This window comes from Bacteroides sp. RTP21281st1_H5_RTP21281_210402, from assembly GCF_040918965.1.
GTDB lineage: Bacteria > Bacteroidota > Bacteroidia > Bacteroidales > Bacteroidaceae > Bacteroides > Bacteroides congonensis.
Map to the genome: position 1 here is coordinate 1 of NZ_JBCOWR010000053.1, position 1,535 is coordinate 1,535.

Sequence of the window (1,535 nt, forward strand, 5' to 3'; positions counted from 1 at the left end):
TTGTTACCGCAGGACACGTTGTACAAAAAGCTGGAACTTATGTATACGAAAATGAATCGATGAGTACTCCTATAGGTTGTGCTGAAATTTCACAAACGTCAGGAGATACGGATGCTGCCTTTTGTTATTCAATGAATGGATATACATTTTCAAATCATTTATATAGCGATTTTTTATCTGTTAATCCAAAACTATCTTCTTATTTAGTTAATTCAAAAGTCGCAATTCGTGGTAGGCATAGCGCAAGTACTGGTTATATTAACTCCACTTATGCAACATCCACTTTTAAATGGCCCTCTCAAGGCATATCAGTTACTTTAACTGGCATAGTAAAAATGACCTGTAATTCACAAAGCGGAGATAGCGGATGCATTGTTTACACTCCTGATGATATGAATATAGCCGGAACATTAATAGGAGGTGTCACAAATTCCAATCCTTCATATTTTATGCCTGCTTCTCGTACCGTGGAAAAATATGGTTTGGAATTGTATTAGAATTATAAGCTTTGCTGTTTTCATTATATCCTGTTCGAATAAAAAAAACAGTAATTATATAGACACGTTAACTGTAAATGAAGTAATTTCCAATTGGAAGAATTCTATTAAAGAGAAAGGAGAACCACCTTATTTAGGAGGTATGTATGTGGAAAATGGAATTGTCTACTTTTGTATTACAAACGACACATACAATATACGGAATGATATTTTTGAAAGATGTAAAAGTTCCAATGGAGTAATTATAAAAATGTGTGGAAACAGTAAAGAGTCCTTAATGCAGCAAATAAAGATTTTAGACTCCTTATTACTTGAAAAAGATTTTACAAAATTAAAGTATTATGGTCACTATTTAGATGAAAGAAGGAATAAAGTAGTCATAATGTTGGGCGACACATCTACAAGTAATATTGCCTCCTTTAGAAAAAGTGTTATAGACTCTCCCAATTTAATTTTTGAGAAATCAGAAGAAATGTTTTTTGAATAAAGAGCAAGCCGCCGGAACTCCATAGATTCCCGGCGGCTTTTATATATAGGAATGGCATCAGTGCCATTTAAGAGTTTGCAAAGAATTACTATCTTTGCAAATATTTGGTTTTCTACCCATTTAACTCGTACATTTCTATTCCTTCCCTTCTTTCTGCTCTTGCATCTGCTGGTAATATTCATAAAAGGGCTGGTATCTGTCCCGTTCCTTGGCAGCATCCACCCACAAATAACACATGAGGCAGGCAAACAAGAGGGAGATAACGGCACAAAGAATGGAGTAGAACGAAACCCGTTTATCCACATAGCCGCCATTTTTCATTCTGTTCCCCAGCCGTTCAAATTCCGCCAATACGCTTTTTAGGCGATTTTCGGCACTTTCAAGGCTTCCTCTATCTACTTCTACCTTTTTGGCTGTTGCGTCCTCTATGCGCTTCGTATAGGATTCTACGCGCTTCAACTCTTGAAACACCAGCTCTACCGCAAGTTGCGGATTTACTTTGGGCGTGGTGTCCTTTCTCTTTCGGGGGCTGTACTGTCCCTGCTTATAGG

The 1,535-nt window shown here is 36.9% G+C and carries 3 protein-coding genes; 2 read left to right on the top strand and 1 reads right to left on the bottom strand.

Annotated elements, in window-relative coordinates:
* Both AB5443_RS25275 and AB5443_RS25280 read left to right on the top strand, forming a co-directional pair.
* On the top strand, positions 1–497 hold a 497-nt coding region (locus AB5443_RS25275), incomplete at its 5' end, for a hypothetical protein (protein ID WP_342673102.1).
* Positions 478–984 (top strand): hypothetical protein, encoded by a 507-nt coding sequence (locus AB5443_RS25280; protein ID WP_008675760.1) that lies wholly within the window; start codon positions 478–480, stop codon positions 982–984. The genes AB5443_RS25275 and AB5443_RS25280, both read left to right, overlap by 20 nt.
* A gap of 135 nt (positions 985–1,119) precedes the next feature.
* Here the strand turns inward: AB5443_RS25280 and mbpC are convergent.
* Positions 1,120–1,535: mobilization protein MbpC (mbpC, locus tag AB5443_RS25285; protein WP_151909149.1), on the bottom strand; the 416-nt coding region annotated here is incomplete at its 5' end.